This window comes from Pseudoruegeria sp. SK021 (genome assembly GCF_002119405.1).
In the GTDB taxonomy this organism is placed as follows: domain Bacteria; phylum Pseudomonadota; class Alphaproteobacteria; order Rhodobacterales; family Rhodobacteraceae; genus Meridianimarinicoccus.
In genome coordinates this window covers 385,552-407,984 of sequence record NZ_MTBG01000001.1, presented here as the reverse complement: position 1 = coordinate 407,984, position 22,433 = coordinate 385,552, and the positions used below count along the sequence as shown (strand labels likewise).

General features: G+C 60.0%; 20 protein-coding genes. 12 read left to right on the top strand and 8 right to left on the bottom strand.

The features are described from left to right. The first annotated feature begins 59 nt into the window (after window positions 1-59). Window positions 60-1,382, top strand: coding sequence for a glutamate--tRNA ligase (gene gltX / locus BV911_RS01910; RefSeq protein ID WP_086051877.1), 1,323 nt, complete (start codon window positions 60-62; stop codon window positions 1,380-1,382). Window positions 1,383-1,465: 83 nt separating this feature from the next. Here the strand turns inward: gltX and BV911_RS01905 are convergent, their stop codons facing one another. Next, on the bottom strand, window positions 1,466-2,023 hold the full coding sequence (locus tag BV911_RS01905) for a gamma-glutamylcyclotransferase family protein (protein ID WP_086051876.1): 558 nt from the start codon (window positions 2,021-2,023) through the stop codon (window positions 1,466-1,468). 184 nt (window positions 2,024-2,207) lie between these two features. Next, window positions 2,208-2,723, bottom strand: a complete 516-nt coding sequence (locus BV911_RS01895; protein ID WP_086051875.1) for an alkylphosphonate utilization protein — start codon at window positions 2,721-2,723, stop codon at window positions 2,208-2,210. A gap of 260 nt (window positions 2,724-2,983) precedes the next feature. Between BV911_RS01895 and BV911_RS01890 the strand changes: the two genes are divergently transcribed. Continuing rightward, entirely contained in the window at window positions 2,984-3,475 is a 492-nt protein-coding gene (locus BV911_RS01890) for a hypothetical protein (protein WP_139840013.1), read from the top strand. Window positions 3,476-3,775: 300 nt separating this feature from the next. On the opposite strand, the gene BV911_RS01885 is transcribed toward BV911_RS01890, so the two are convergent. Continuing rightward, window positions 3,776-4,177, bottom strand: a complete 402-nt coding sequence (locus BV911_RS01885; protein WP_086051873.1) for an acyl-CoA thioesterase — start codon at window positions 4,175-4,177, stop codon at window positions 3,776-3,778. Between the two features lie 307 nt (window positions 4,178-4,484). Here BV911_RS01885 and BV911_RS01880 point away from each other — a divergent pair, with 307 nt between their 5' ends. Continuing rightward, the gene (locus BV911_RS01880; RefSeq protein ID WP_086051872.1) at window positions 4,485-4,691 is read left to right on the top strand and encodes a cold-shock protein; all 207 of its coding nucleotides are present in this window, start codon (window positions 4,485-4,487) and stop codon (window positions 4,689-4,691) included. A gap of 145 nt (window positions 4,692-4,836) precedes the next feature. On the opposite strand, the gene parA is transcribed toward BV911_RS01880, so the two are convergent. Further along, window positions 4,837-5,478, bottom strand: coding sequence for a ParA family partition ATPase (gene parA, locus BV911_RS01875; RefSeq protein ID WP_086051871.1), 642 nt, complete (start codon window positions 5,476-5,478; stop codon window positions 4,837-4,839). A gap of 210 nt (window positions 5,479-5,688) precedes the next feature. On the opposite strand from parA, the gene lepA reads away from it, so the two are divergent. Beyond that, the gene (gene lepA, locus BV911_RS01870) at window positions 5,689-7,491 is read left to right on the top strand and encodes a translation elongation factor 4 (protein WP_168183955.1); all 1,803 of its coding nucleotides are present in this window, start codon (window positions 5,689-5,691) and stop codon (window positions 7,489-7,491) included. 283 nt (window positions 7,492-7,774) lie between these two features. Here the strand turns inward: lepA and ettA are convergent, their stop codons facing one another. The 3 genes from ettA to BV911_RS01855 form a co-directional block, all read right to left on the bottom strand. Next, window positions 7,775-9,430: an energy-dependent translational throttle protein EttA gene (gene ettA, locus BV911_RS01865; RefSeq protein ID WP_086051869.1), complete on the bottom strand. Its 1,656-nt coding sequence runs from the start codon at window positions 9,428-9,430 to the stop codon at window positions 7,775-7,777. 67 nt (window positions 9,431-9,497) lie between these two features. Next, window positions 9,498-10,238, bottom strand: a complete 741-nt coding sequence (locus tag BV911_RS01860; RefSeq protein ID WP_086051868.1) for a hypothetical protein — start codon at window positions 10,236-10,238, stop codon at window positions 9,498-9,500. Then, window positions 10,239-11,075, bottom strand: coding sequence for an N-acetylmuramidase domain-containing protein (locus BV911_RS01855; protein ID WP_086051867.1), 837 nt, complete (start codon window positions 11,073-11,075; stop codon window positions 10,239-10,241). 239 nt (window positions 11,076-11,314) lie between these two features. Here BV911_RS01855 and mgrA point away from each other — a divergent pair, with 239 nt between their 5' ends. The 3 genes from mgrA (at window position 11,315) to BV911_RS01840 (ending at window position 14,821) form a co-directional block, all read left to right on the top strand. After that, the gene (gene mgrA, locus BV911_RS01850; RefSeq protein ID WP_086052020.1) at window positions 11,315-12,346 is read left to right on the top strand and encodes an L-glyceraldehyde 3-phosphate reductase; all 1,032 of its coding nucleotides are present in this window, start codon (window positions 11,315-11,317) and stop codon (window positions 12,344-12,346) included. 245 nt (window positions 12,347-12,591) lie between these two features. Then, window positions 12,592-13,629, top strand: a complete 1,038-nt coding sequence (locus BV911_RS01845; protein ID WP_086051866.1) for a choice-of-anchor A family protein — start codon at window positions 12,592-12,594, stop codon at window positions 13,627-13,629. 280 nt (window positions 13,630-13,909) lie between these two features. Then, window positions 13,910-14,821, top strand: a complete 912-nt coding sequence (locus tag BV911_RS01840) for a hypothetical protein (RefSeq protein ID WP_086051865.1) — start codon at window positions 13,910-13,912, stop codon at window positions 14,819-14,821. Window positions 14,822-14,828: 7 nt separating this feature from the next. Here BV911_RS01840 and BV911_RS01835 read toward each other — a convergent pair whose 3' ends face one another. Then, window positions 14,829-16,067: an MFS transporter gene (locus BV911_RS01835; RefSeq protein WP_086051864.1), complete on the bottom strand. Its 1,239-nt coding sequence runs from the start codon at window positions 16,065-16,067 to the stop codon at window positions 14,829-14,831. 251 nt (window positions 16,068-16,318) lie between these two features. Between BV911_RS01835 and BV911_RS01830 the strand changes: the two genes are divergently transcribed. From BV911_RS01830 to pheT, 5 genes are all read left to right on the top strand, one after another. Beyond that, window positions 16,319-16,981 carry a CAP domain-containing protein gene (locus BV911_RS01830; protein WP_139840012.1) on the top strand — a complete coding sequence of 221 codons (663 nt, stop codon included), beginning with the start codon at window positions 16,319-16,321 and terminating at the stop codon, window positions 16,979-16,981. A gap of 77 nt (window positions 16,982-17,058) precedes the next feature. Then, window positions 17,059-18,135, top strand: a complete 1,077-nt coding sequence (gene zapE / locus BV911_RS01825) for a cell division protein ZapE (RefSeq protein ID WP_086051862.1) — start codon at window positions 17,059-17,061, stop codon at window positions 18,133-18,135. A 108-nt stretch (window positions 18,136-18,243) separates the two neighbouring features. Further along, the gene (gene pheS, locus BV911_RS01820; protein ID WP_086051861.1) at window positions 18,244-19,323 is read left to right on the top strand and encodes a phenylalanine--tRNA ligase subunit alpha; all 1,080 of its coding nucleotides are present in this window, start codon (window positions 18,244-18,246) and stop codon (window positions 19,321-19,323) included. Then, window positions 19,320-19,871, top strand: coding sequence for a hypothetical protein (locus BV911_RS01815; RefSeq protein ID WP_086051860.1), 552 nt, complete (start codon window positions 19,320-19,322; stop codon window positions 19,869-19,871). Before pheS ends, BV911_RS01815 begins: the two co-directional genes overlap by 4 nt. Window positions 19,872-20,021: 150 nt before the next feature. Next, complete coding sequence (gene pheT / locus BV911_RS01810) at window positions 20,022-22,430, top strand: phenylalanine--tRNA ligase subunit beta (RefSeq protein WP_086051859.1); 2,409 nt, start codon at window positions 20,022-20,024, stop codon at window positions 22,428-22,430. The last annotated feature ends 3 nt before the right edge of the window (window positions 22,431-22,433 follow it).

Here is a 22,433-nt window from a genome sequence, read left to right as displayed (position 1 = left end):
CCGTTCTTATGGACAAATCCGCGCCGGTGTGGAAGAGCATCGCGCGAAGGAGACCCCCAATGACCACCACCCGTTTTGCCCCGTCGCCCACCGGCTATATCCATGTTGGCAACCTGCGTACCGCGCTGTTCAACTACATGATCGCGCGCAAGTCGGGTGGCACGTTTATTCTGCGGATCGACGACACCGATCCCGAGCGGTCCAAGCAGATCTATGTCGATGCGATTCAGGAAGACCTGGAATGGCTGGGTCTGACCTGGGACCGGATGGAACGGCAGTCAGAGCGGCTGGACCGTTATGCCGAGGCCGCCGATCAGCTGCGCGCCAATGGCCGGTTCTATGAGGCGTTTGAAACCCCGACGGAATTGGATCTCAAGCGCAAGAAGCAGCTGAACATGGGCAAGCCGCCGGTCTATGACCGCGCCGCGCTGGCCCTGAGCGACGATCAGAAAACCGCCCTGCGGGCCGAGCGTGGCGGGCACTGGCGCTTTTTGCTGAACCAGTCCCGCATCGAATGGCCCGACGGCATTCTGGGCGACATCTCGATTGATGCGGCGTCGGTGTCAGACCCGGTGCTGATCCGGGGCGACGGGCAGGTGCTGTACACGCTGGCTTCGGTGGTGGACGACACCGAAATGGGCGTCACCCATGTGGTGCGCGGCTCGGATCACGTGACCAACACCGCCACCCAGATTCAGATGATCGAAGCGCTGGGCGGGACGGTGCCGCAATTCGCGCACCACTCGCTGTTGACCGGTCCGCAGGGCGAGGCGCTGTCCAAGCGTCTGGGGGTTCTGGCCTTGCGCGATCTTCGCGAGCAAGGGGTCGAACCAATGGCGCTGCTCAGCCTGATGGCGCGGCTTGGCTCGTCCGACCCCGTCGAAGTGCGCAGCGACCTGCAAGAGCTGATCGACGGCTTCGAGTTGGATCATTTCGGGTCCGCGCCGACCAAGTTCGACGAAAAAGACCTGTTCCCGCTGACCGCCCGGGTGCTCAGCGCCAAGCCGCTTGCGGCTGTGGCCGACCACATCAAGGCCGCTGGGGTGCCTGACCACTTGGCCGAACAGTTCTGGACCGTGGCGCGTGAAAACATCACCACCACTGCCGATCTGGCGGGATGGTGGACGGTGCTGTCCGAAGGGGCCGAGCCGCTGGTCGCGGACGAAGATGCCGCGTTCGTGGCCGAGGCGTTGGCCCTGTTGCCGGACGGCCCCTATGACGCGGGCAGTTGGAAAGCGTGGACCGATGCCGTGAAGGCGGCCACCGGGCGCAAGGGCAAGGGCCTGTTCATGCCGTTGCGCAAGGCGCTGACCGGCCGGGAACGCGGGCCAGAGATGGCCGATTTCATGGCTCTGATGCAGGCGCGGCCCAAGGCCAGCTAAACCCTGTACATGCCCGGCGCGGGCGTCGTCCCGCGCCATGGCGTCTGTGCCCTGTGGTCGCCGCTGTGCGAGCGCAGGGGGCGCTACAGCGGCTTCAGGACTGCTGGCACGCCGGTCAGCGCGGTATCGACTACCGCCCGCTCCGCGTCGGTCAGCACCCTGTGGCGCGGATATAGCGGGTTGGCGCGATCATCCAAGATCACCCGGTCCCAGCCATCAGTGGTGGCAAAGAAGGCCGCGGCGCCCGCGGGTCCATAGCATTGCAGAAATCCCTGCACGACCACATCCAGATAACTCAGCAGGATATGTCCGCCGTGCCCCGGGATGCTGGCGTCGGGAATGGCATAGACCTGTACCTGCGGCGGTGTGGGCAGGGCGTGCTGCACCGCCTCGGTCACCGGATGACGCAGATAGCCGGTCTCGCGGAGGTCAAGCGCCTGCCAGTCGCGCTGCGGCACCGCCGCGATCAGCCCGTCGATGGTGGTGGCAGGGTCCCGGCGCACCGACAAAAACGCCTCGGGCCGCTGATCCGTCAGGCACCAGACCCGTCGCCAGCCCGCCAGACGCGCCAAGCTGGCCTCTGGGTAGTGGTGGGTCGATCGGTTCACCAAGGATCCGTAGCCAAAGAAATAGTCGTCCATATTGCCTCTCGTCGTCCTGTGCGTTGGCCGGGGGGCGATCTTGACGCGCGCCCGCTGGATGCTCACCTAATCTGCAAGGGGCCGTAGCTCAGTTGGGAGCGCGCGTCGTTCGCAAGGACGAGGTCACAGGTTCGATCCCGATCGGCTCCACCATCCCCTTTGCTACAGCCCCTATGGCGGCGCGTCAGCGCTTTTTGACGAATTCGGTCAGGATGACGATGCGCTGTCCTTCGACCCGGCCTTCGATCTGATCCGCGTTGTCGGCGACAAGGCTGATGCGGGGCACGGATGTGCCGCGTTTCGCGGTGAAGCCCGCACCTTTGACGGTCAGGTCCTTGATCAAAGTCACCGTGTCGCCGGTCTCGAGGGTGACGCCGTTGGCATCACGGTGGACCACCCCTGCGTGAAAGCGTCCGGCCTCGGCCCACGCGCGGGTGTCGTCGTCCAGATACAGCATCTCCAGAAGGTCGCGGGTCCAGACTTCTGATGACAGCCGGTCCAGCATCCGCCATGCCAGAACCTGAATTGCCGGATCTTCGGACCACATGGTCGTGCTGAGGGCGCGCCAATGGGCCGGATCCGGTGTGCCCGCGATCTGATCGATGCAGACAGCGCAAAGTTCGACCTGCCCGGCATGGGGCGAGGGGCCGACGGTATAGGGCAGGCAGGCGGCGTCGGTGGCGCAAAGGGGGCAGGTCATGGCAAGGGTCCTTGATCGAAATGGGGCAAACACGCGGGATCAGGGGCGCCCGCCCAGCCCCCATATTATGGCGGCTGTCAGACATGCCCGGCGGATCTGACCCGTTATGTGAAGGCTTCAAACATGCGCCCCGGATCAGATCAACCCAATTCAAGGTCGCGCCCGGACTGATCCGGGGCTGCAAGACGGCCTCAGATCGGTTTCTTGTGCGCAGGAAGGGGCCGCACGGGCCCGACGAAAGTCCGATAAAAGTCCGACGATTGTCCGACGCCGCCAAGCCGGCCAAATTCCGCCGACCCGCCCCGGGATTTTCATTGCATTTGAACGATGCGCCCGCTGGTTCGAAACCGCCGGGAAACCTTTCCGTCTTAGTCCCAAACCCAGGCAAACACTGTGCAGGAAAGGCGGCAGACGTCATGGGACTCTTCAGTCAGTTGGGAAATGCGGTCAGCCAAATCTTCGATAACGACGACGATATGCGCCTGATTAGGGACGCCGGCACCGGCAGTCCGGTCAATAACGACAAGCTCGCAGCCGCCTATTGGCGGAAATATTTCGGGACTTATCAAGAGACTGAGCTATGGCGCACCATGTCGCGCGCCCAGCGTGACGCGGTCTATCGCCGGCGCCTGAAGTTGAAAGTTGCGTTCAGTCAGTTCAGTGCGCTGCAAAAAGAATGGGTCACCGAATTGCAGCCGCCAAAGCCAGATGACTGGCCGCCAAAGCGTTTGCCTGCGTCCGAATGGGACTAGGTTAAGGGCGATCATCTGACAATTTTCCCACAGTCCAACCTGCCCCGGCGCGCTGCCTCTGGGCCCCCTCTTGATTTTGACGGGGAGAGAGCAGAAATCAGAGGTGTAGAACGACACTGAAATGACCCATCGCCACAGTTCCCTCACCCAGGACCCCGGACAATGCCCCAACCCGTTCCTCCCTCCGCCCCGACATCAGCCAAGCCGCCGCTGACGCCGCTGCCTGCGCCGAAATCCAGCTTTTCTGATTGGGCTCAGATTTAAGTCACGCTTGGCAAAGTTTGCAGGGCGACGACGGTGTCAGCCCTGCATGCTTTCCGCATCGGGCACTGGACGGGGGCGCCCCTCTTCGTCAATGGCAACAAACGTGAACGTGCCTTCGGTCACTTTTTCGCGCGCGCCATGGCGATTGCGCAGGACCCAAGCCTCTAATGCTATGCCCATGGATGTGCGTCCGACCCGGTCAACCCGGGCATAGATGCACAACACATCGCCAACCTTGACGGGGCGGATGAATTTCATGGCATCGATGGCAATTGTCGCGACGCGCCCCTGAGCCCGGGTGCCGCCGACAATACCGGCCGCGATATCCATTTGGCTTAGAACCCATCCGCCAAAGATATCGCCGTTGACGTTCACATCCGCCGGCATGGCCAGCGTCCTCAGTGTCAGTTCGCCTTGGGGCGCGCCATCAGTATCCATCTTGGTCCCTTTTGATCGGATCGCTGTGACACTATCGGGACGGACCAGCAAGGCAAGACCCAGTTGGCCGTGCCGAGGCGCGGCGCGTTGATATCACCCGCAAACACAGGGGTCTTGGTCGTCCCGCACGGTGCAGTTGCCGCATTTTCTGTTTACAAAACACCGAGAATCTGACACAAGAATCGCGCGAACGTTACCGCCTCGACCCACTGTCTCCGTTCTACCGGCCGTCAGTTATCGATTCGCCAAGACTGACGCCGAGTTGCCGCAAATCGTGGGCAGCAAACCAAACTAGGAGACCACGGAAATGGCCAATGGCACCGTGAAATGGTTCAATACCACTAAAGGCTACGGCTTTATCGCACCTGATTCCGGCGGAAAAGATGTGTTCGTGCACATTTCTGCTGTAGAACGTTCTGGGCTGACCGGCCTTGCCGACAACCAGAAAGTGACCTTCGATATCGAATCCGGTCGTGATGGTCGCGAAAGCGCAATCAACTTGTCGCTCGCCTAATCCGAACATCATCGGAACGGGAATTGTCGGGGGCCCTTGGGCCCCCGTTTCAGTTTCTGAGCGGTCTTTACAGGCAGAACTGTCCCTTGCGGGGGGGGCATCTCTTGGGCAGACCTTGGTCACAGCCTCCTTGGGAAGGCGTGCATCAGTTGAGGGCAAGGACCGCCAAGACCTCATCGGTCAGCGCGGAAATCTCGGCCGCAGCCACGCCGCCCCGGGTTTTTTCGGTGACGCCCAGTCCTTCACCAAGCACCTCGGCAAAGATCACCCGGTTGCCCAAGACTGTCGCGGCACGCGGCACTGACAAGCCGTCCAGAATCGCGGAGACTTCTGTGGTCAGATTGGCCCGACTTGAGGCCCGGTTGAGCACCAGAAGCACCGGCCGGTCGACGCGTTCGACCATCTCCAGCACACTTTCCGTGGCCCAGAGATCCATATGGCTGGTCGCCACCGGAACCAAGACCAGATCGCTTTCCCGCAACGCCGGACGCAGATCGCTGTCAATTTTTGGTGGCGTATCGATGATCACGAAATCATTGTTCTTCTTCAATTTTTCGCATTCATAGCCGACGCCCCAAGCGCTGGACGTGGCAAACTCCAAGCCCGGCTCATTCGCTGTCCGCGCGCGCCGGGTCATGAACCATCGCCCTAACGAGCCTTGCGGATCGGTATCCAGCACGGCAACCCGGTATCCACGCCCCAATAATTCAATGGCCAAATTGGCGGCCAGTGTCGTCTTGCCGCTTCCGCCCTTTTGCTGCGCTACCGTGATTGTCGTTCCGTTCATCGTGGCTCCAATTGGACCAGTGGTTGTGGATGCAGAACCCGTGCGTACAAGTTGTAGGTGAGCTGAGGTTCGCCGTCCAGCATTTCAACTTCGGTCTGTGCGCAACCGGCGCGTCCTAACCGCTTGCGGTCGCAATCTTGACCCGTGTTCGGACCACGCCATAGGAATCGCGCCATTGACCGTTCCCCGAATCCACAGCATATGCAGACTATGACAGAGCTTTCACGCATCCGGAACTTCTCCATCGTTGCCCATATCGACCACGGGAAATCCACCCTGGCCGACCGTCTCATTCAACTCACCGGCACCGTTGCCGAGCGGGACATGAAGGCGCAAATGCTCGATTCAATGGATATTGAGCGCGAGCGGGGCATCACCATTAAGGCCAATACGGTGCGGATCGATTATCCCGCCAAGGATGGTCATACCTATGTTCTCAACCTGATCGACACCCCCGGCCACGTTGATTTCGGCTATGAGGTGTCCCGGTCGATGCGGGCCGTCGAAGGCTCGCTTTTGGTCGTTGATGCCAGCCAAGGGGTCGAGGCCCAGACCCTTGCCAACGTCTATCAGGCGATCGAAGCCAACCACGAAATCGTGCCGGTCCTGAACAAGGTTGACCTGCCTGCGGCCGACCCCGAGCGGGTGCGCGCCCAGATTGAGGACGTGATCGGCATCGAAGCCCATGATGCGGTCGAGATTTCAGCGAAAACCGGGATCGGCATTCCAGACGTTCTGGAAGCCATCGTGACCCGGCTGCCCCCGCCCAGCAGCGGCGATCCAGATGCGCCGCTCAAGGCCATGTTGGTCGACAGCAAATACGACACGTATCTCGGGGTGATTGTCATTGTCCGGATCATCGATGGCGTCCTGAAAAAGGGCGACCGCATCCGCATGATGAAGACCGGTGGCATCTACGACGTTGATGATGTGGGCGTCTACCGCCCTTCCATGACCTCGGCCAAGTCGCTGGGGCCGGGCGAGATCGGCTATCTCAATGCCTCCATTAAGCAGGTTCGCGACACCCGGGTCGGCGATACCATCACCCATGATAAACGCCCGTGTGATGCGGCATTGCCGGGCTTTAAACCCTCCCAGCCGGTGGTGTTTTGTGGCCTGTTCCCTGTCGATGCGTCAGAGTTCGAAGACCTGCGCGATGCCATTGAGAAACTGGCCCTGAACGATGCCAGCTTTTCCTTCGAGATGGAAACCTCAGCCGCCTTGGGCTTTGGCTTTCGCTGCGGTTTCCTCGGGCTGTTGCATCTTGAGGTGATCCGCGACCGGATCGAACGGGAATATGACATTGACCTGATCACCACCGCACCATCGGTGGTGTACCGGATCTATCAGCGCGACGGCACGATGACTGAGTTGCATAATCCGGCCGACATGCCCGATCCCGCCAGCATCGACCGGGTCGAAGAGCCGCGCATCAAGGCAACCATTCTGGTGCCGGACGAGTATCTCGGCGATGTTCTGAAGCTGTGTCAGGACCGCCGCGGTATTCAGCAGGACATGACCTATGCCGGGACCCGCGCCATGGTGGTCTATGATCTGCCGTTGAATGAGGTCGTCTTCGACTTCTACGATCGCCTGAAATCGGTGACCAAAGGCTATGCGTCGTTCGACTATCAGATGGAAGGCTACCGCGAAGACTTCCTTGTGAAGATGCAGGTGCTGGTCAATGATGAGCCCGTGGATGCTTTGTCGATGATGGTCCACCGGGACCGGGCCGAACAACGCGGCCGCGCCATGTGCGAGAAGCTGAAAGAGCTGATCCCGCGCCATATGTTCAAGATTCCGATCCAAGCCGCCATCGGTGGCCGTGTCATCGCCCGCGAGACCTTGTCTGCGATGCGCAAGGACGTGACCGCGAAATGCTACGGTGGTGACGCGACGCGAAAGCGCAAGCTGCTGGATAAGCAGAAGGCCGGTAAGAAGAAGATGCGCCAGTTCGGCAAGGTCGAGATTCCGCAGCAGGCGTTTATCTCTGCGTTGAAAATGGACGAATAGACCAAAGGCCGCCTGCGACTGTTACCCAAACCCCAGACCGGTCCGGTCTGGGGTTTGGTGTTTTATCAGCCGACACAATGATAACACGCTCGCGCTGCGGTGGCTGTAGGCCAAGCAGCGCGATGCACCGTCGTTTGATCGCAACGTCAATTTTTCAGATAATTTGGTCTGCCTTGGGTCGGTCAGGCAGTGCGCGCTGGAGGCTTATTTTGCCCCGATGCGTCTGTGTGTGTCCAGTTGCCGAGGCCACGCGGGACACTCGGCAACTGAAATTTTCTTAAGATTAGCGCGCGAACTTTTTAAAGCGAATGCGCTTTGGTTCCACTGCGTCGGCACCGAGGCGCCGCTTCTTGTCTTCTTCGTATTCAGCGAAGTTGCCTTCGAACCATTCCACATGGGCGTCGCCTTCGAAGGCGAGGATGTGGGTGCAGATCCGGTCGAGGAAGAAGCGGTCGTGCGAGATGACCACGGCGCAGCCCGCGAAGTCCACCAGCGCGTCTTCCAGCGCCCGCAGGGTCTCAACGTCGAGATCGTTGGTCGGCTCATCGAGCAGCAGGACGTTGCCGCCCTCGCGCAGCAGACGGGCCATGTGAACGCGGTTCCGCTCACCCCCCGACAGAAGGCTGACCTTTTTCTGCTGGTCCGAGCCCTTGAAGTTGAAGGCCGAGCAATACGCGCGGGCGTTCACTTCGGCGTCGCCCAGTTTGATCACGTCCAGACCGTCAGCGATGGCTTCCCAGACGTTTTCGTTCGGATCGAGGTCGTCGCGGGCCTGATCGACGTAAGACAACTGCACCGTGTCCCCGAATGTAACAGTGCCTTCGTCGGGCTGCTCTTGTCCCGTCAGCATCCGGAAGAGCGTGGTTTTACCTGCGCCGTTCGGGCCGATCACGCCAACAATACCGCCGGGGGGCAGAGCAAAGGTCAGGTCTTCGATCAACAGCTTGTCGCCCATGTGCTTTTTCAAGCCCTCGACTTCGATCACCTTGCCGCCAAGGCGCGGGCCGTTCGGGATGACGATCTGCGCATTGGCCAGCTTTTCGCGCTCGGACTGACCCGCCATTTCGTTATAGGACTTGATCCGGGCCTTGGATTTGGCTTGGCGGGCTTTCGCGCCTTGCCGCATCCATTCCAGTTCCCGTTCCAGCGTCTTTTGCTTGGATTTGTCGTCACGGGATTCCTGCATCAGGCGTTTGGCCTTGGCTTCCAGCCACGTGGAATAATTGCCCTCGTTCGGAATGCCGCGACCACGGTCCAACTCAAGAATCCACGACGTGATGTCATCAAGGAAATAGCGGTCGTGGGTGACGATCAGGATCGTGCCTTTATAGGCGATCAGGTGGTTTTGCAGCCAGGCGATGGTTTCGGCGTCAAGGTGGTTGGTCGGCTCGTCAAGCAGCAGCATGTCGGGCGCATCAAGCAGCAGCTTGCACAGCGCGACCCGGCGCTTTTCACCGCCTGAAAGCGATGTGACGTCGGCATCATCAGGGGGGCAGCGTAGGGCTTCGAGGGAAATGTCGACCTGACTGTCGAGGTCCCAAAGGTTGCCTGCGTCGATTTCATCCTGAAGCGCCGCCATTTCATCGGCGGTCTCGTCCGAGTAATTCATCGCCAATTCGTTGTAGCGATCCAAGATGGCCTTTTTGTCGGCGACACCCAGCATGACGTTGCCGCGCACGTCGAGACTGGGGTCCAGTTCCGGCTCCTGCGGCAGATAGCCGACCCGGGCCCCCTCGGCGGCCCACGCTTCCCCGGTGTAATCTTTGTCGAGTCCGGCCATGATCTTCATCAGGGTGGATTTCCCCGACCCGTTCACGCCGACGACGCCGATTTTGACGCCGGGCAAGAAGTTCAGGCGAATATTCTCGAAGCATTTCTTGCCGCCGGGATAGGCTTTAGAGACGCCATCCATGTGATAGACGTACTGGTAGGCTGCCATTGAAGTGACTCCGCTGAAAGTGATCGCCTCTTCTTACAGGTAGGGGGCTGCGGGTTCAATCGGGGCATCAGACAGGGATGTTCAGCGTACCTTCGGTCAGCATCCGCGAGAATGGGCGCGGATCGGCTGGCCGGGTGGTGGTCAACGCTGCGGACTGGGTTTCAGGCGCCGTCGCGGCAGGCGGCGTTGGTGGGGCGGCAGCTTGCTGTGCCGCTGCCGGGGGGATCGACCGGCGAATCAGTGCGGTATTTTCGCGGCCCACGGCCTCTAGTTGATCGGTGAATCTGTTGATCTGTTCGCTTTTATCCCGCGACCCGCGGGAAGAGCCGAATTCAAAGGCGAAGGCGTCACTGAACATTTTCAGAAGGGCCCCAGCAATGGTGGTGATCAGGCCGAATGCCGCGTTGTTATCACCGACCCCGCCCGGACGGGCGATCACGAAGATGCAGACGATCAGGCCGAGAACGACGGCCCCAAGCATCAGGTTCGCGCGCATGCGCCCATCCGCCCCCACCGTGGCCTGATAGTCGCGTGCGCTTTGGCGGTCTGCCAACTCACGTGCGCTTTCTTCGGCGTCGAGCATCGACAGCTTGATCTGAAGCTCCTGCTGGGCCTGCTGGTCATCGCGTAGTTTGGAAATCACCTCTTCGACACTGGCGTCCGGGCCGAGACTGGCCGTTGTCAAGGCCGCTTCGACGATCTGTTCCGCGACCGTACCTGCATTCTTGCCGCCGATCTTTGTGGCAAGGGTCGGAAAGAATTCTGCGGCGATTTTGATCGCTGAGGAAATCAATAGAGCCTGAATCATTTATGCGCCCACCGTGTTCAAGTAATGGCTGCAATCCACGTCCAACGCCGCGCACAGGGCGGCGTCGATTTCGCCGGTCTGGGGCATCCCGTTGCTGGACTGGAACTTGCGGATTGCGGTCTGGGTTTTGGGGCCGATCCAGCCATCTGTGGCAAGGCCGGCGTCGATGGCAATATTGAGGGCAGCCTGCAGACCCGCCAAATCGCCGCGTTCCAGTGCGAAGGTACCTTTTCCGGCTTCCTCTTGGGCAATCATGGAATGTTTGCGGAACTCCTGCGCCAATTTGGTGTCGTATTTGTTTTTGGCATAGTCGCGGCCATTATAGCGCAGGGCGAAATCAGCCCATTTGCCACTGCGTAACTCATCGCCGAGCTTCTTGGCTTCGATGAAGGATACGAAGGCCTCCAAGTGGTAATCTTCACCCATGGACATCCAATCGACGAACTCGGTCACGGTGCTGTAGCCCGCATCGCGATGATTGAAACCCATGATCTGGAACATCCCCCATGACGCAGATTGCAAGGCCGGATCGGGGACGTTGTGGTTAAGTTCAATGGCCGTTTTTAGGCGGGCGTATTCGCCGGTTTCGTTGCGGTAGTTCTTGGTGGTCCATTTCGGATAGGAAATAGACGGGGCTTTGTGATCGAAGACCCCGCCGGTCAGACGACTGAAATGGTGGCCTTCGAACAGGATTTTCGGAAGATCAGTTCCGTTGATAAAGCCGCTGCCCCGGCCTTCGACCGCAGCCACTGCCTTTATGACGGCCAAAGAAACCCCCAAACGTTCGGCGGCTTTCAAAAAATCAGCACGGGAGATCAGACTGTATGTGAATGCCATGAAGCGCTCTCGGCTTGGACGCTGCGGCCATGCAGTGGCCGGAGGTCGTTACGGGAGTGCAGATAAAACACGTTAAGCATTAAGATGGCGTTTACTATGACCTAACGTCACCTTTCTGGCAACACGTGTGTGAGGTGGGACAAGCACCATTGACGTTGACATTCGTTCTGATGGAACGATGCTGCGCCCAGACCGAGGGCGGGTGCGTCCGCCTTGCCAATTTGCAGGAGAAAATGTCGATGTCCTACTCGCCCGCCTCTGACCGCTATGAGAAAATGGTGTATCGCCATTGCGGCAAATCTGGATTGAAGCTTCCCGCGATCTCTTTGGGATTGTGGCATAACTTCGGGCACGACCGCCCGCATGAATTGAAGCAGTCGATCTGTCGGACCGCCTTTGATCACGGCATCACGCATTTCGATCTGGCCAATAATTATGGTCCGCCTGCAGGCAGCGCCGAAGAAGCTTTCGGCGAAATTCTGAAGACCGATTTTGCGGGCTATCGGGACGAACTGATCATTTCGTCCAAGGCCGGCTATCGGATGTGGCCGGGGCCCTATGGCGAAATGGGAAGCCGGAAGTACCTGATCGCGTCTTGTGACCAATCGCTCAAGCGGATGGGCGTGGACTATGTCGATATCTTCTATTCGCATCGCTTTGATCCGAACACCCCGTTGGAAGAAACCATGGGTGCGCTGGATCACATCGTGCGGTCGGGTCGGGCGCTTTATGTCGGGATTTCATCCTATAACTCAGATCGCACCCGCGAAGCCGTGGCGATCCTGAAGGACCTGGGCACGCCCTGCGTGATCCACCAGCCGTCCTATAACATGTTGAACCGTTGGGTCGAGCGGGATGGGTTGAAGGACACCCTGACCGAACTCGGCGTCGGGTCGATCGCCTTCACGCCTTTGGCCCAAGGGATGCTGACGACCAAATATCTGAAGGGTGTTCCCGAAGGTAGCCGCGCCACGCAGGGCAAATCCCTGAAGCGTGACTTTCTGTCCGACGCGGCGATCGACAAAATTCGCGGCCTGAATGCCATCGCCGAATCGAGGGGGCAAACCCTTGCTCAGATGGCGCTTGCTTGGGTGCTGCGCGATGGCGGGATCACCACGGCACTGATCGGTGCGTCGAAGCCCGAACAGGTGGTCGACTGTGCCGGTGCCGTTGAAAATCTTGAATTTACCGCCGCCGAACTGGCTGAAATCGACACCTTGGCCACGGACGAAGAGATTAACCTCTGGGCAAAATCCTCCGAAGAGGCATAACCGCGTCAGATCACAAAACTTGTTTGTCTGACGTGGCTCCGCGTCAGAGGAACGGGCCCTTCTCATGGCAATACATGGGGAGGGCCCGTTGCTATTTCTGAGGTGGCTATTGGTTCTCGTAAGTGATTGGTGTCGTTAACTATAATCCTAAATATGGGTCCAAGACCCCCTCGACTTCGTGAGCCGGAGAACTCTATTGAAATGGCATAAATGCATCCATTTCTCAGACTCTGCGGAGAGCGACCATGACTTTTATTCCTGTTCAGCGTGCCTGCCAAATATTTACATCGGCGGCGATAATCGCCGTGTCGGCAGGAGCCGTTTCAGCAGCCTCGATGTCGGTCCAGCACGCGTTGATGCAGTTCAACGGCGTCACCGAATCTAATTTTAACTCCAATCAGGAAGTCGAAGGCCGGCTGTATGTCGGTGGTGACTTGACCGGGTCGACCCTGCAAGTCGGGATCACACCGCCCGTGTCCAGTTCCTATGATGCGTTGGTCGTTAACGGCCAGTCCAGTATCGGGACGATCAATGTCTTGAATGGGAACGACATCACCGTGCGTGGGGCGGTCAATTCGAACGTCAACATGAATGGCAACGGCGAAGCACATATCGGTGGTACACAGGCTGCGGGGAAGCATTTCAACGGCGGCACCAAGCTTGAAAATCAGTCCGCAACTGACCCGGCGTTTGATGCGCGCTTTCCAAGCATTGATTTTGCGACGTTCATCGATGAGGCCAATTATCTCAGTACGTTGTCCGGTGTGGCCCCGAACCTGTCTGATCACAACAACAAGAAATTTGTCGCGGGCACCCCGGATTCTTCCGGCTTGTTCGTGTTCAACACAACTGCGGCGGCACTGAGCGGGGGTGGCCTTACCCTAACACCCGGTGCGGCCACCACTATGTTGATCAATGTGTCTGGGGTCTCGGTCACGGTCGCAGGTAATGTTTTGGGCGGGTTCGCCGGCGCGCCCAACATCCTATGGAATTTCTATGAGGCGACGACAATTGCGGTCAACACCAAGATCGTCGGATCAGTTCTTGCCCCACTGGCCCATATGTCCGGCTTCTCTGGCTCAACCGAAGGGTCTGTCATTGCCAAATCAATCAACCTGTCTAACGGCGAGTTGCACAGTCAGCCATTTGCAGGGATCGTCCCGACCGCGAAACCGCTGCCTGCGCCTGTTCCCACCGTTCCGCTTCCTGCGGCCTTGCCGCTGCTTCTTGGGGGCCTAGCGGCGATTTCCGGGCTGAGACTGCGCCGGAAGATTGCGGCCTGATTTCAGACCGCAAGATTAGAATGAATGTGGAAACGGGGCGCCAGTGTGCGCCCCATTGATCTGCGATCGCTGTGGTTCGGTGGGTGTTACGGGCTGAAAAGACACGCTGCTTATCGGATTTTTGGCGCTTTCGGCGCACTTGTTGACTCGTAGTCGGGTGGCCGTGAAGATGGACCACCCGCCGGATGTCGGTGGGCGCGGTTTGGGACATGAGCCAATGACACATCGGTGGATGAATTGGGCGCGTCGAGCAATTTCCACACACTGCAGGGTCGTTCTGGTGCCTGTTGCGCTATTGGTCGGACAGGCGCCGTCCGCCATGGCGCGGGATCTCGATATCGATTTCAGCTCTGAAAACGGGCAGGTCACGGCTGCATTGGCCGCGTTGGGCTTTGCTGTTGTTCCTAATCCCTATTCATCGCTGTTGTCGGTGGAATCGACCCGAAAATCTGACATCCGGTTTCGGAATGGCCAACTGGGCGGTGGCCGCAGACTTCAGTCCGACCGACCGCTCTATTTTGAAGGCTATGTCGCGTTTCAGAACTACGCCCCGGAATACAGTTCGGTCGATGGCGCAAGCGATGACTCTGCTGATGTGCGCTGGACCAGCTTTTCCTCAACCCTTGGTGTGGGCTGGGAATTCCCCTTGTTGGAGGGGCTTGTCCTTCGTCCCACGCTGGATGTTGCCCTTGGCCGGATCACCAGCAGCGCGGACGTGTCCGACGACAATGAAGACGTCACGGATTATATTGCCGGTGACGGCATGTATGCAGGCGGCTATGGCGGCGCGCTGACGCTGGATTACAAGTACCGGGCCGTCGACAAAGAGATCGATCTGATCCTGCGGACTACTGCCATGCGGCTGGTGCCGCTCGGTGATTTTTCCGATGTGGATGTCAGCGCCAATGTGGCGACCACTGCCGGTGTGGCGCGGCTGCGCCGCCCAATCCGCGGCTGGTCCCAGTTCGGCGGTCCGGTCCGCAGCGTTTATGAGGCCAGCTATGCCGCATATACGGGCGATCAGGGCGAAGTTTTGGATATTCCATGGCTGGCGCGGGTTGGGGTCGGGCTGGAATTCGAAACTGGGCATCTGGCCCGATATGCGCCCTCGCGCACGCGGGTCATGTTTCGTGTCGTGTCCGGTGATAATGGATTTACGGCGCTAACATTTGGCGCCGGTATCTCGTTCTGATCCGGGATCAGGTCGTGGCGAGGCGGGCGTTCAGCGGAACCTCGCGGATTGGCAGATGCAAGATTGCCGACAGGGCCCCGACGCCAATGCCCACCCACCAGACCAAAGTATAGCCCCCGGTCAAATCATAGAGCCGCCCGCCGAGCCAAACCCCAAGGAAGGATCCAAGCTGGTGGCTGAAAAAGACGATGCCATAAAGGGTCCCCATGTAGCGCAGGCCATAGATGTGCGCCACAAGCCCCGAGGTTAGCGGCACCGACGCGAGCCAGAGGGCGCCCATCAAGGCAGAAAAGATCAGCACTGTTGTCGGGGTGATCGGGGTCAGAATAAACCATGCCGAAATCAGCGTGCGCCCGGTGTAAATCCCGGCCAGAAGGTATTTTTTCGGCAGGCGTTTGCCCAGCCAGCCCGCGGTTAGGGTGCCGACGATATTGGCAAGGCCGATCAGGGAAAACGCAACTGCGCCCAAAATGGATGTGCTGGTAATCCCGAGCGAGGGTAGCAACCCACCTGACGCGATCGGGCCGCAAAGCTCTGTCACAAATGCCGGGAAATGCGCTGTCATAAACCCAAGCTGATAGCCGCAAGAGAAAAACCCCAAGAAGATCAGGCTATAGGACGGGTCGCTGAAGGCCTGTTTCAGGATGGTGCTCATCGGCGCATCCAACGCCGAACGCGGGGCCATTGTGGTCCGAAGCATAGGCAGAAACAGCAACGCGGCAAGGATGGCACCGGCGAAGGCCAGAAATACCGATTGCCACGGCATGATGTTGAGCAACACTTCGGCAATGGGCGGGCCAAAGACCTGCCCGGCTGATCCGGCTGCGGTGGCAATGGCCAGAGACATCGACCGGTTCTCATCCGATGCGGCGCGTCCAACCACAGCCAGAATGACCCCGAATCCGGTGCCAGCAATGCCGAAGCCCACCAGAACTTCGTAGGCCTGATGCCCGCCCGGGGTGACAGCGAAACTGGACAGGATCAGACCTGCGGCATAGGTCAATGCGCCGATGATGATGGCTTTTCGATCGGTGAACCGTTCCGCGATGGCGCTGAAGATCGGCTGGCCTATCCCCCATGCGAGATTCTGAATGGCGATTGCCATGGAAAACTCGGCCCGGGCCCAGCCGAATTCCGAGGCAATGGGAATTTGGAAGATCCCAAACGACGATCTAATCGAGAAGCAGATCAACAAGATCATCGATCCGGCTAGCAGGACCGGTGTCAAAAGGCGGGTTTGTGGCATGGTACGCTCCTCGATTCGACCTAGGGGATCCGGACGGGATAGGTCAAACAAAGGTTTGTGATGATCAGGATCACGGGCGGAACTGTCGGGGGTTTATTCGAAAGGCTTTCGTGCAATCTTGACCGCGGTTCTGGCAGCGGGTCAGCGGCCAAGAGCGGGAATATTTGTGAGGACGCATGGTGTGGAATAGGTCAGTGGCGCGGCAGAGGCAGGTGCGCTTGGTTTGTGGGATTTTCAGTCGGCGCTGGCAGATGGGGCTGGCCCTTATTTTGGGTTTGGCGCTGGCAGGATGTGGCGCGTCGGTATCACCCAAAGCAGGCGGCAACAGTTGCAGCGCGCCGTTGATTGGTAAGGCGCAGCCGATCACCGGCGAGTTGGCGGTTGATTTTCGCAAATCAGCGCCCAGTGACGGTTTGGATGCCGAAGAACGCGCAGTCTATGACCGGATCATGGCCGAACGGGCGGCCCGCGGTCTGCCTCGCATTCCGTTGTCGAAAAGCTTGTCTTTGGTGGCGGCGCGCCATGCCACTGACATGTCGCGGAATTTTCTGGGCGGGCCGCAACAGTTTCGCCCCGGCACCAGTTACCACAGCTGGAGCGATGCGCCCTATCCGACCAATCACGATTTCCCCGAAGCGATGTGGCAGGCGCCGCGCCGTTTGGGCACCGCCTATTGCGGCAACGGCTACGAAATTCTGGCATGGGGCTATGCCACTGGTGATGCGGCAGTCGACAGCTGGATGACATCGGCCAGTCACGCGCCGGTGATCCTGAATCGGGGCATCTGGGCGCGGTTTGACTGGAAGGCGGTGGGTGTCGGCATCGTGCCCAAAACCGATGCCGGTCCGGCGGTCTATATGGTCTGGTTCGGGGCTGAACCTGATCCGGCAGGGCCGCCTGTGGCGCACCGATGACCGCGCGCTATCGGGGCAGGGTATGCGCGGCAAAGCGGCCTGTTTCGGCAGACGCGCGTCCGCGCTAAGCAGCATCCATGGCCGAACTTAAAGACATCTACGCCGCCCGCGTCGCCGAAGGCGCCATCCGTCCCGATCCAGCGCAGGAAGCGGTCCTGCCAGAGCTGGAGCGAATCTGTGTTGACTTGGCCCGGCCCGTGCCGAAGCCGGGTTTTTTCGGCCGCAGAAAGCCGCCAGAGCCAGTGCAGGGCCTCTACTTATGGGGCGGGGTCGGTACCGGGAAATCCATGCTGATGGATTTGTTCGTGGCGGCAGTGCCAGTGCCCAAGCGCCGGGTGCATTTCCATGCGTTCATGCAAGAGATTCAATCCGGGTTGCATGAGGCCCGCAAGCGCGGCGTTGACGATGCGATAGTGCCGGTGGCCGATGCCATTGCGGCCGAAGTGCGGCTGCTGGCGTTTGACGAGATGCAAATCACCGATATCACCGATGCGATGATCGTTGGGCGACTTTTCGAGCGGCTGTTTGCGGCGGGCGTGGTGGTGGTGACCACATCAAACAGGCCGCCGGAAGACCTTTATAAGGATGGTTTGAACCGGGCGCTGTTTGTGCCGTTTATCAATGAAATTAAGGCCCGATTGCGGGTCTGGGAAATTCAGGGCGAAACGGATTACCGGCAAGGGCGGATGGCCGGGGCGGCGGTTTACTTTACGCCCGCCGATGCCGAGGCCCGCGCAGCGCTGGATGCGATCTGGGCCGACCTGACGCAACTGGGCGCGAACGATCCCGTAAAAGGCCTGCACCTGCGGGTGAAGGGACGGATGGTGGATCTGCCACGGTTCCACAATGGCGTCGCCCGGGTCAGTTTCTGGGATTTGTGCGGCCAGCCCTTGGGGCCGGCGGATTATTTGGCGGTGGCCGATGCGGTGCGGGTGCTGATCCTTGAGGATGTTCCGCAACTGGCTGAGGGTAATTTCAATCAAGCCAAGCGGTTCGTGACGCTGGTAGACGCACTCTATGAAGCCAAGGTGCGTCTGGTGATGTCCGCAGCGGCGCTGCCGGAGGATTTGTACACGCTGGGAACGGGATCGTTCGAGTTTGAGCGCACGGCAAGCCGCCTGCGCGAGATGCAGGGCGCCGGGTGGGGCGGATAGGGCGACTGGGGGGCTTGGGGCCTTGGCTGCGGGCAATTCCGCCTTACGCCGGGTTGCATTCGATCCCGGCTGTGGGTAGCAGATCAGCAAGTAAGCGCGGGGGCCCCGATGGACGATCTTCGGAATAAATATCTGATGGCGATTGCAGCAGCGGCGGACGAAGCTGCGCTAGAGGCGCTGCGCCTGCAGGCGATCGGCAAGAAGGGCGAGGTCGCCCTGATGATGCGCGGTCTGGGGAAGATGGACCCAGAGCAGCGCTTGGTCGAAGGGCCGAAACTCAATGCGCTGAAGGACGAGATCACCTCGGCACTGGCGGCCCGCAAAGCCGCACTGGCCGATGCAGCGCTGGAAGAGCGTTTGGCCAGTGAATGGCTGGACGTGACGTTGCCGGGGCGCAGTGCCGTTCGGGCACCCGGAACGATACATCTGGTCAGCCAAGTGACCGAAGAGGTCACCGCGATCTTCGCTGATATGGGCTTTGTCGTGGCCGAAGGGCCGCAGATTGAGACCGATTTCTATAATTTCGACGCGTTGAACATCCCCGGCCACCATCCGGCACGGCAAGAGATGGACACATTCTATCTTCAGCGGGCTGAGGGCGACGAGCGGCCACCACATGTGCTGCGGACCCATACCAGCCCGGTGCAAATCCGGTCGATGCAAGCCAATGGCGCGCCGATCCGCGTGATTGCGCCGGGACGGGTGTATCGCGCCGATTACGACCAGACCCACACCCCGATGTTCCATCAGATCGAAGGTCTGGCGATCGGCAAAGACGTTTCCATGGCCAATTTGAAATGGGTTTTGGAACAGTTTTTTGCCGCGTTCTTCGAAGTCGACGGCATCAAGACCCGGTTCCGCGCCAGTCACTTCCCTTTCACTGAGCCGTCCGCTGAGGTCGACATTCAGTGTTCTTGGGTCGATGGGCAGTTGCGCATCGGCGAGGGCGACGGCTGGCTAGAGGTTCTGGGCTCGGGCATGGTGCACCCGCATGTGCTGCGTTCGGCCGGGGTCGATCCAGAGGAATGGCAGGGTTTCGCCTTTGGGATCGGCATCGATCGTCTGGCGATGCTGAAATATGGCGCGCCGGACCTGCGGGCGTTCTTCGATAGCGATCTGCGCTGGTTGCGTCATTTCGGTTTCTCTGCGCTGGATGTGCCGACATTGCACAGAGGGCTAAGCCGTTGAACTATGACAGTGACCTTGAAAAGCGCATTCTAAACCGCTTGGCAGAGCGTGAGAACGATCCGGAGCAGGACGACCACGCCTTTGCTATGACCTGGGAGGCGGCTCCAGAAGCTTTTGGCATGCCGCATGGCAGCGATGCTGACGTCTCGGCAAGTTGGGAGGCGTTGTTCACCCAACTTGAAGAAATGCAGCGCCGCCGGCTGGTGTCTGGCACGGTCTATATGAACCGGATTGCGGATCTAAAACTTGAATATCGCGGCTATGCCGTCCTGCGCGCCAATCTGGAACAGGTCTTTCGCGAAGATCACGAACGGCTACTGGCCGGTTATGAAAAATTGCGCCGGGATAACGACGCGCTTCGGGCCGATCAGAACACTGCGATGACCGAGATCCGTAACGAAATTACCGCGCTGCGCGATGCCGCGATGGCCCCGTCTGTGCAGGCACCGGCTTGGGGCAAGATGATGCTCCCGGCCATAGTTTTGCCGGTACTCGTGACCGTGGCGACCATTGCGGTGGTGCATTTTTCGGGGATGACGCCCCACTAAAGTCAGGCGCTGCGTGCCTATGGCATGGCGGGTTGCTGGCGGGTCTCGGAATTCGAGGCCGAGTGTGAAGATGACAGGGGCTGGGCCGGGCAGAAGCGGCCAGACCACGCCCGAAACGTCCGAACAGCGGACACGGATGGATAGAAATCGATGAAATTCACCCTCTCTTGGCTGAAAGAGCACCTCGAAACCGACGCCAGCGTCGAGGACATCACCGAGGCCCTGACTGATCTGGGGTTGGAGGTCGAGGGGGTCGAAAACCCGGCGGCGGCGCTGTCGGCGTTTACGCTTGGCTATGTCCAATCCGCCGAAAAGCACCCCGAGGCCGACCGCTTGCAGGTCTGCATGGTCGAAACCGGCGACGGGGTCCAGCAGATCATCTGTGGTGCGCCCAATGCGCGGGCCGGGATCACCGTCGTGGTCGCCAAGCCGGGAACCTATATTCCGGGGCTGGATATCACCATTTCGGTCGGCAAAATCCGGGGCATCGAAAGCTTCGGGATGATGGCCTCTGAGCGCGAGTTAGAACTTAGCGAAGAACATGACGGCATCATTGAATTGGCCTCGGGGGCTGTCGGCGATAGCTTTGCCAACTGGCTGGCGATCAATGATCCGGTTCGGGTCGATCCGGTTATCGAAATTGCGATCACGCCAAACCGGCCCGATGCGTTAGGTGTGCGCGGGATTGCCCGCGATCTGGCTGCGCGGGGGCTGGGCACACTAAAGCCCGCACCGGATGTTGTGGTGCCGGGCGCGTTTCCCTGTCCGGTGTCGGTGCAGATTGACGACGACACGCTTGAACAGTGCCCGGTCTTTTACGGCCGCCTGATCCGCGGTGTCAAAAACGGCCCCTCGCCGGAATGGCTGCAGCAACGCCTGCGCGCGATTGGCTTGCGTCCGATCAGCTTTCTGGTCGATGTCACCAACTTCTTCACCTTCGACCGCAACCGGCCACTGCATGTGTTTGATGCCGACAAGGTCCGGGGCGGGCTGCGGGTGCATCGCTCCGTCGGCGGTGAGACATTAGTCGGGCTGGACGAAAAGACTTATACGTTCGAACCGGGCATGACCGTGATTTCCGACGACGATGGCATCGAAAGCATCGGCGGCGTGATGGGCGGCCTGCACACGGGCGTCACCGAAGACACCGTCAATGTGTTCGTCGAGGCGGCCTATTTTGCGCCGGTCCAGACCGCGATGACCGGCCGCAAGTTGCGGATCAACTCGGACGCGCGCTATCGGTTTGAACGCGGCATCGACCCGGCATGGACCCCACATGGGCTGGAAGCGGCCACCAAAATGATTTTGGACATCGCAGGTGGATCGCCCTCTGAGGTGGTCGTAGCCGGCTCTGTTCCTGACACATCGCGCAGCTATCCGCTGAACACCGACCGGGTTCAAAGCCTTGTTGGCATGGAGATTCCGGCCGAAACGCAGGTGGCCACGCTGGCGGCTTTGGGCTTTGTTGTGGACGGGGATCAGGTCGCGGTTCCAAGCTGGCGGCCTGACGTGCTGGGCGAGGCTGATCTGGTCGAAGAGGTGGCGCGGATTGCCTCTCTCACAGGTCTGGAAGGCCGTCCGTTGGCGCGGATGTCCGCTGGGGTGCCACGTCCGATCCTGACGCCGGTGCAGGTCCGCGAAGGGCTGGCGCGGCGGACAGCGGCGTCGCTGGGCTACAACGAATGCGTCACCTACAGTTTTATTGATCAGACCTCGGCGGCATTGTTCGGCGGCGGGACCGAGGCCACACGGTTGGCCAATCCGATCTCCAGTGAGATGAGCCATATGCGTCCGGCGTTGTTGCCGGGGCTTCTGGCCGCAGCGGCCCGCAATCAGGCGCGGGGGATCACCGACATGGCCCTGTTCGAGGTCGGCCCTGCCTTTGAGGGTGGTGAGCCTGGCGAGCAAGAGCTTCAGATTGCTGGGATTTTGGTGGGCCAGACCGGGCCACGCAACGTCCATGGTGGTCGCAGGCCGGTGGATCTGTATGACGCCAAGGCGGATGCCGAAGCGGTGCTGGCGGCGGCTGGTGCGCCGTCCTCGGCCAAAGCGCTGCGGAAGATGAATGCGTGGTGGCACCCAGGCCGGTCCGCCCGGTTCTGCCTTGGGCCGAAGTTGGCTCTGGCCGGATTTGGTGAGCTGCATCCCAAAGTTGTCGAGGCGATGGGGGTCAAAGGCCCGGTCGTGGCTTTCGTGGTGCATCTGGAGCGGATTCCGCAGCCAAAATCCCGTCAAACCACCCGTCCGGCGCTAAGCTTGAGCAGTTTGCAGGCCGTGGAGCGGGACTTTGCATTCGTGGTCGACGCCCAAGTCGAAGCGGCGACCTTGATTCAGGCGGCACAGGGCGTTGACAAAGTTCTGATCGCAGATGTCGTTGTTTTTGACGAATTTTCTGGCGCTAAGGCTGAGGCGCAGATGGGCGAGGGCAAGAAATCTTTGGCGATTTCAGTGCGGTTGCAGCCGCGTGACAAGACCCTGACCGAAGCCGAGATCGAAGCGGTCAGCAGCAAAATCGTGCAGAAGGTGATGGCCGCGACGGGCGGAAGCCTGCGCGCCTGAAGC

Excerpts from the sequence above, each read along its gene's own strand:
- gltX (WP_086051877.1), top strand. The coding sequence starts at position 60 with ATGACCACCACCCGTTTTGCCCCGTCGCCCACCGGCTATATCCATGTT.
- BV911_RS01905 (WP_086051876.1), bottom strand. The coding sequence starts at position 2,023 with ATGGACGACTATTTCTTTGGCTACGGATCCTTGGTGAACCGATCGACC.
- BV911_RS01895 (WP_086051875.1), bottom strand. The coding sequence starts at position 2,723 with ATGACCTGCCCCCTTTGCGCCACCGACGCCGCCTGCCTGCCCTATACC.
- BV911_RS01885 (WP_086051873.1), bottom strand. The coding sequence starts at position 4,177 with ATGGATACTGATGGCGCGCCCCAAGGCGAACTGACACTGAGGACGCTG.
- BV911_RS01880 (WP_086051872.1), top strand. The coding sequence starts at position 4,485 with ATGGCCAATGGCACCGTGAAATGGTTCAATACCACTAAAGGCTACGGC.
- parA (WP_086051871.1), bottom strand. The coding sequence starts at position 5,478 with ATGAACGGAACGACAATCACGGTAGCGCAGCAAAAGGGCGGAAGCGGC.
- lepA (WP_168183955.1), top strand. The coding sequence starts at position 5,689 with ATGACAGAGCTTTCACGCATCCGGAACTTCTCCATCGTTGCCCATATC.
- ettA (WP_086051869.1), bottom strand. The coding sequence starts at position 9,430 with ATGGCAGCCTACCAGTACGTCTATCACATGGATGGCGTCTCTAAAGCC.
- BV911_RS01860 (WP_086051868.1), bottom strand. The coding sequence starts at position 10,238 with ATGATTCAGGCTCTATTGATTTCCTCAGCGATCAAAATCGCCGCAGAA.
- BV911_RS01855 (WP_086051867.1), bottom strand. The coding sequence starts at position 11,075 with ATGGCATTCACATACAGTCTGATCTCCCGTGCTGATTTTTTGAAAGCC.
- mgrA (WP_086052020.1), top strand. The coding sequence starts at position 11,315 with ATGTCCTACTCGCCCGCCTCTGACCGCTATGAGAAAATGGTGTATCGC.
- BV911_RS01845 (WP_086051866.1), top strand. The coding sequence starts at position 12,592 with ATGACTTTTATTCCTGTTCAGCGTGCCTGCCAAATATTTACATCGGCG.
- BV911_RS01835 (WP_086051864.1), bottom strand. The coding sequence starts at position 16,067 with ATGCCACAAACCCGCCTTTTGACACCGGTCCTGCTAGCCGGATCGATG.
- BV911_RS01830 (WP_139840012.1), top strand. The coding sequence starts at position 16,319 with ATGGGGCTGGCCCTTATTTTGGGTTTGGCGCTGGCAGGATGTGGCGCG.
- zapE (WP_086051862.1), top strand. The coding sequence starts at position 17,059 with ATGGCCGAACTTAAAGACATCTACGCCGCCCGCGTCGCCGAAGGCGCC.
- pheS (WP_086051861.1), top strand. The coding sequence starts at position 18,244 with ATGGACGATCTTCGGAATAAATATCTGATGGCGATTGCAGCAGCGGCG.
- pheT (WP_086051859.1), top strand. The coding sequence starts at position 20,022 with ATGAAATTCACCCTCTCTTGGCTGAAAGAGCACCTCGAAACCGACGCC.